Source organism: Streptomyces sp. IBSBF 2435 (genome assembly GCF_036815005.1).
In the GTDB taxonomy this organism is placed as follows: Bacteria; Actinomycetota; Actinomycetes; order Streptomycetales; family Streptomycetaceae; genus Actinacidiphila.
Window position 1 is genome coordinate 1 of sequence record NZ_JAJSYW010000272.1, and the last position, 6,362, is coordinate 6,362.

Below are 6,362 nucleotides of genomic sequence, written 5' to 3' on the forward strand. Positions count from 1 at the left end.
CCCCCGCCCGCGCCAGCGTCCACGCAGAGGCCGCGTCCCCGCTGGGCGCATCGGACCCCCACCAGGACGGCCCGCCGGACCTCCGGCTCGTGCCGCCCGCCCTGGCGGCCTGGGCAGCCGCCGTCCTGACGCCAACGGTCGGAGTCACGGCCACGCTCGCGACCGTGGCGGTCCTGGCGACCCTCGCCGTGACCCTGGCAGCAGCGGTAGCCCGCAGGGCAAGAGTAGGGCCGAGCCCGGCCCACCCGGCGAGCACCCAGCCTGCCCCGGCAGCCAGCAGTCCGCCCCACCTGGCGCGCAGCCAGGCCGCTCCGACAGCCAAACCGCCCCGCCCCACGGGCGGACGGGCCCGGGCCAAGCCCTGGACCCGCCTCCCGGGCAAAAGGGCAAGGGCCAAGCCCCCTACCCTCACCGCCACCGCAGCGGCCACGCTCCTGGCCGTCGCCACGGCAACCGCCGTCGCGACGCTGGCGGACGCCGACCGCCACCGCGGCCCCATCCCGCAGCTGGCGAAGGCAATGGCGACGGCCACGGCCACAAGCAGGGCACCGACAACGGTCGCGACGGAACTGCGGGTCACCGCGGACCCGTTCACGACCCACCCCACGACCGCGGCCTCGCCCCGCACCGTGGTGGTCAGCGCGGAAGCCGTCCGGGTCGGCGCGACCAGGACCCGCACCCCCGTCGTGCTGATGGCCGACCGCGACCAGGCGGCATGGCTGCGGCTGCTGCCGTCCACGACCGTGGCGGTCAGGGTCCGCGTGACCCCGACGACCCGCGCGGGCGACCCCGCCGCAGCCGTGCTGCACGCGACGGGGCCGCCGCGGATCCTGGCCCCGCCCAGCGCACCGCAACGCCTCGCGGCCCGGTTGCGGGCGGGCCTGCGCGCGGCGAGCGCCGGATTGCCCCCCGACGCCCGCGCGCTGCTCCCGGGGCTGGTGATCGGCGACACGAGCGGACTGCCACCGGAGTTGAAGGATGCCTTCCGGGCGACGGACCTGGCACATTTGACCGCCGTGTCAGGGGCGAACCTGACGATCGTCCTGCTCCTGCTGATCGGCCCGCCGGCCCGGGCGATCCGGGCCGAGCGCCGCGGCCTGGCGGCAGCACTGGGCATCCCGCTGCGCCTGACAGCAGTGCTGGGCGTGGCGCTGACCGCAGCCTTCGTGCTGGTCAGCCGCCCGAGCCCGAGCGTGCTGCGGGCTGCCGCGTGCGGGCTGATCACGCTCCTGGCGATCGGCACGGGCCGCCGACGTTCGCTGCTGCCGGCCCTGTGCGGAGCCGTCCTGCTGCTGGTGCTGCACGATCCGCCCGTCGCGCGGTCGTACGGCTTCGCGCTGTCCGTCCTGGCCACCGGCTCGCTGCTGACGCTGGCCCCGCGCTGGAGCGCGGGCCTGCGTGCCCGCGGGGTGCCCCCGCGACTGGCCGAGGCACTGGCGGCGGCGGGTGCGGCGCAGGCGGTCTGCGGGCCGTTGATCGTCGTGCTGTCGGCGCGGCTCAGCCTGGTCGCGGTGCCGTGCAATCTGCTGGCGGAACCGGCGGTGGCGCCGGCGACGGTGCTGGGGTTCTGCGCACTGGCGGTGGCACCGTTCGGCGCACCCGCCGCGGCGGCCCTGGCCTGGGTCGCGGGCTGGCCGACCCGGTGGATCGTGACCGTCGCACGGCACGGCGCGGCCTTGCCGGGGGCGGAGGTCGGCTGGCCCGGCGGCTGGCCGGGCGCGGCGCTGCTGGCCGTGCTGACGGTCGCGCTGGCGGTGGGCGGCAGGGCGCTGGCCGGGCGGCCCTGGCCCGCCGCGGCGGGAGCGCTGCTCCTGCTCCTCGCGCTGGTGCGCCCGTTGCCGCTGCCGGGTCTCGTGACGGCGTGGCCGCCGGACGACTGGCGGTTCGCGGTGTGCGATGTCGGGCAGGGCGACGCGCTGGCCCTGTCGGCGGGGCCGGGCAGCGCCGTCGTAGTGGACGCCGGGCCGGACCCGGGCCTGGTCGACCGCTGCCTGCGCGATCTGCGGGTCACCACGGTCCCGCTGCTGGTCCTGACCCATTTCCACGCCGACCACGCGGACGGGCTCCCCGGCGTGCTGCACGGGCGCAGCGTCGGCGCGATCGAGACCACGGTGCTGGACGAGCCGGCCGCGGAGGCCGCCCGGGTGCGCAGGGAGGCCGCGGCGGCGGGGGTGCCGATACTGCGGGCGAGCGCGGGGGAGCAGCGCAGCGTTGGTCCGCTGGCCTGGCGCGTGCTGTGGCCGCCCCCGACGGCCGACGCGCTCCCGGGCGAGGACCCGAACGACGCGAGCGTGGCGCTGCTGGTCCGCACCGGCGGCCTGACACTGCTGCTCGCGGGGGACCTGGGTCCGGCGGCCCAGCAGGAGGTGCTGGACGCGGCGCCCGACCTGCCGCGGGTCGATGTGCTCAAGGTCGCGCACCATGGCAGCGGTTATCAGGACCCGCTGCTGCTGGCCCGTACGAGGCCGCGCCTGGCGCTGATCTCGGTGGGCGCGCACAACCGCTACGGCCACCCCGCGGCCCGTACGGTCGCCGCGCTGCGGGCGCTGGGTGCGACGGTGCTGCGGACCGACACCGACGGGCCGATCGCGGTCTCGGGCGACGGCCCGGCGGGACTGCGGACAGTGCTGGCGGGCGCGGCGTGACCAGAGCGCCCCCGCCCAGGTCCCCTTCTAAAGGTCTGCTTCTAAAGGAAGCGTTCTAAAGAAACCCTTGTAAAGGAATCTTTAGATAGCTAGCGTGACCACCATGACGGAGAAGCCATCGGAACACCAGGTCCACCTCACCGACCCGCGCGCCCTGCGTGCATACGCCCATCCCACCCGGATGGCCCTGGTCGGCCTGCTCCGCCTGGAGGGGCCGTTCACCGCGACCACGGCCGCGGAGCTGACCGGGGAATCCGTCGCCAGCTGCTCGTACCACCTGCGGATACTGGCCAAGTACGGCCTGGTCGAGGAGGCCGACCCGGGTGGGCCGGGCCGGGAGAAGCCGTGGCGGGCCACCGCCGCGTACACCGACTGGCCCAGCTACTCGGAGGACCCCGCGGTCGCCTCCGCGACCGAGGCGCTGAACGCCGCGGTCGCCGAGAACCACTTCCACCGCATGATCAGGGCTCTGGAGACCCGGCACACCCTGCCCGCACAGTGGCAGCAGGCCGAGCGCCACTCCGACGCGGTCCTCTACCTCACCCCGGAGGAGCTGACCGCGCTGGGCGAGCGGGTCGACGCGATGGTCACCGAGTTCACCGACCGCACCTACGACCCGGCGCTGCGGCCGGAGGGCGCCCGCCGTATCGCCTACGTCCAGGTCGCCTACGTCGCCCCCGAACCGATCGCGGACAAGGACCCCGGCCGGGCCGCTCACCCGGACCGCCCGCGGGACTCGGCATGAGCACGCCCACCGTCCTCCGGACGCTCGCCGCCCGCGCCCCGGCACTGCTGCACGAACGGCAGTTCCGCCGCTACTGGACCGGGCAGACCGTCTCGCTCTTCGGCGACGAGGTCAGCTACCTCGCGGTCCCGCTGGCCGCGGTCCTCGTGCTGCACGTCGGCGCCACCGCCATGGGCTGGCTGCGCTTCGCCGGGCTGCTGCCCGCGCTGCTGTTCTCGCTGCCCGCCGGGGCCTGGGCCGACCGGCACGGACGGCGCAGGCAGACCATGATCGCCGCGGACCTGGCCCGCGCGGCGCTGATGGCCTCGCTGCCCCTCGCCTACGCCTTCGGTGTGCTCACCTTCGCCCAGCTCTGCGTCGTCGTCTTCGCGGTCGGCACGCTCGCGGTCGCCTTCGACGTGTGCAATGCCACGCTGTTCGTGTCGCTGGTCGCCCCCGAGCAATATGTGGCGGGCAACTCCCTCACCAGCGGCAGCCGCGCCTTCGCCTTCGTCGCCGGGCCCAGCGCCGGCGGGCTGCTGGTCCAACTGCTCGCCGCGCCGCTCGCGCTGCTCGCCGACGCCGTGTCCTATCTGGCCTCGGCCTGGCAACTGGCCCGAATAGCCCCCGTCGAGCCGCCCGCCTCCGAAGGCGGCAAGGGCCAGCTGACGGCCGGCCTGCGCTTCATCGCCCGTTCCCCGCTGCTGCGGGCGGTGCTCGGCTGCGTCGCGACCATCAGCCTGTTCACCTTCGCCTTCAACACCCTCGTGGTCCTCTACGCGGTCGGCGAACTCGGCCTCGACGCAGGGTTACTGGGCCTGGTCATCGGTGCCGGGGCGGTCGGCAGCCTGCTCGGCGCGGTGATAAGCGGAAGGATCGTACGGGCGATCGGCGTCGGCCCGGCCCTCGCCATCGGCGCGGTCGCCTTTCCCGGCCCGCTCATCCTCGTCCCGCTGGCCGGCGGCCCGACCCCGCTGATCCTGGCCGCCTTCTTCGTCTCGGAATTCGCCGCGGGCCTCGGCGTGATGCTGCTGGACATCGCCGCCGGCTCCCTCCAGGCCGCCGTCATCCCCAACGCGCTGCGCGCCCGCGTCACCGGCGCCTTCCGCACCGTCAACTACGGCGTCCGCCCCCTCGGCGCCCTGGCCGGCGGCTTCCTCGGCTCCGCGGTCGGCCTCAGGGCCGCCCTGTGGACCGCCGCCCTCGCCGCCACTCTCGGCGTCCTCTGGCTCCTGCCGTCACCCGTGCTCCGCACCCGCGACCTCCCCACCACGGACTGACGGCCCCCCGTACGGGCTCGCGAGGGCACACAGCCCCGCGACAGCGGCGGAGAAACCACGAAGGACCGGCGGAGTGGAGGAAGCAGTGACGGGGACCCGGCTCGTACCGGTGCGGCGGCGCGCCCTGCCCACCCCGGAGGCCGACCCCGCCCGCAGATTCCGCCTGGTGCGGGCGGCGGTCACGATCTCCTCCCTGGGCGACGGCACACGATTCGTGGCCCTGCCGCTGCTCGCGACCAGCCTGACCGCCGACCCGCGGCAGGTCGCCGCGGTGTCGCTGGCCGAGCAACTGCCCTGGCTGCTGCTCGGCCTGACCGCCGGCGCCCTGGCCGACCGGTTGGACCGGCGCCGGCTGCTGTGGGCGGTGGACGCGGCCCGCGCGGTGGTGGTCGGGGCGCTGGCCATGGTGGTGGCCACCGGCGCGGCGACGGTACCGCTGCTCGTCGTCGCCGGATTCCTGCTGGGCTGCGGGCAGATCCTCTACAACGGCGCCTGGTCCGGAATGGTCCCGGCTCTCGTGGAGCCGTCCGGGCTCAGCAGGGCCAACGCCCGTCTGCAGGCGACCGGGCAGATCGGCGACACCCTGCTGGGCACCCCGCTGGGCGCGGTGCTCTTCGGGATCGGGGCGACGCTGCCCTTCGTGGTGGACGCGGGGTCGTTCGCGGTGGCGGCGGCCCTCGTGGCGCTGATAGCCGGCGACTTCCGGCCGCGTAAGGCGGCGCCGACCGAAGGGCTCCCTCGCAAGCTGCGCCATGACGTGGCCGAGGGCATCCGCTGGCTGTGGCGGCACCGCAGGCTGCGGCGGCTCTGCCTGGTGACGGGCGCCGCCAACGCCGTCGGCACCGGCCTGGTCGCGATCCTGGTGCTCTACGCCGGGCGGCTGCTCGGCCTCGACGGGCTCGGCTTCGCGCTGCTGGTGGCGTCGTACGCGGTCGGCGGTGTGCTCGGGGCGACCGTCACTCCCCGGCTGACCTCCCGGTTCGGGCCGGCCAGGGTGCTGCGGCCGGCCACTCCCGCCGCCGCGCTCACCGTCGTGGGCGCGGGTTCTGCCACCTCGGGCGCGGTCGCGGGTCTGTGCGTGGCCGGTTACGGCGCCGCGAGCCTGGTCTGGAGCGTCGCCATGGTGACGCTGCGCCAGACCCTCCTGCCCACCGAACTGCTGGGCAGGGTGACCATGGCCTACCAGATGGCGGCCGGCGGCTCGGGCGCCCTCGGAGCGGTCGCCGCGGGCTTCACGGCCCATCTCGCGGGCGTGCGCGCCCCCTTCTTCATCGGCGCCGCCCTGCTCCTCGCGGCCACCGCTGTCCTGACCGGCAGCACGCCCCCGCCCCGCGCACCGTGAAGGGCCCGCTATTCGAGCCAGCCGTCGTGCGCCCCCGCGAGCGCGTCGAGCGCGGCCGGATCGAGCCCCGCCGCGGGGTCCTCGACGACCACCAGCCACTGCGCGTCCTCCGCGTCGTCCTCACCGGCGAGCGCGTCGCGCACCAGCCGCGGTTCCTCCGCGAGGGAGAAGCGGCCGGCCAGTTCGGAGGCGACCTCCTCGGCGGCGTCGCGGTCGGGAAGCACGAGGACATGGCGTACGTCGGTCACCGGTACATTGTGCCGCCGACACCAGGCGCCGACACCAGGCGCCGACACCAGGCGCCGCCGCCGGGGCATCGCCCCCCGGACGGCCCCGGCCCGTCCGCCCCGCCCGCCGCACGTTCCGCCCCG

5 protein-coding genes are annotated in these 6,362 nt (G+C 75.7%); 4 read left to right on the forward strand and 1 reads right to left on the reverse strand.

Annotated features, from left to right (window positions below; genetic code table 11):
* From V7E46_RS31675 to V7E46_RS31690, 4 genes are all read left to right on the forward strand, one after another.
* Nucleotides 1-2,645 (forward strand): ComEC/Rec2 family competence protein (locus V7E46_RS31675; protein ID WP_333771632.1); only part of this gene is annotated, 2,645 nt, incomplete at its 5' end.
* A gap of 103 nt (nucleotides 2,646-2,748) precedes the next feature.
* A complete protein-coding gene (locus V7E46_RS31680; RefSeq protein ID WP_333771633.1) occupies nucleotides 2,749-3,390 on the forward strand; it encodes a helix-turn-helix domain-containing protein in 642 nt (213 codons plus the stop codon).
* On the forward strand, nucleotides 3,387-4,649 hold the full coding sequence (locus tag V7E46_RS31685; protein ID WP_333771634.1) for an MFS transporter: 1,263 nt from the start codon (nucleotides 3,387-3,389) through the stop codon (nucleotides 4,647-4,649). Before V7E46_RS31680 ends, V7E46_RS31685 begins: the two co-directional genes overlap by 4 nt.
* Before the next feature lie 73 nt (nucleotides 4,650-4,722).
* The gene (locus tag V7E46_RS31690) at nucleotides 4,723-5,991 is read left to right on the forward strand and encodes an MFS transporter (RefSeq protein WP_333771635.1); all 1,269 of its coding nucleotides are present in this window, start codon (nucleotides 4,723-4,725) and stop codon (nucleotides 5,989-5,991) included.
* 8 nt (nucleotides 5,992-5,999) lie between these two features.
* On the opposite strand, the gene V7E46_RS31695 is transcribed toward V7E46_RS31690, so the two are convergent.
* Entirely contained in the window at nucleotides 6,000-6,239 is a 240-nt protein-coding gene (locus tag V7E46_RS31695) for a hypothetical protein (protein WP_333771636.1), read from the reverse strand.
* Nucleotides 6,240-6,362 lie beyond the last annotated feature (123 nt).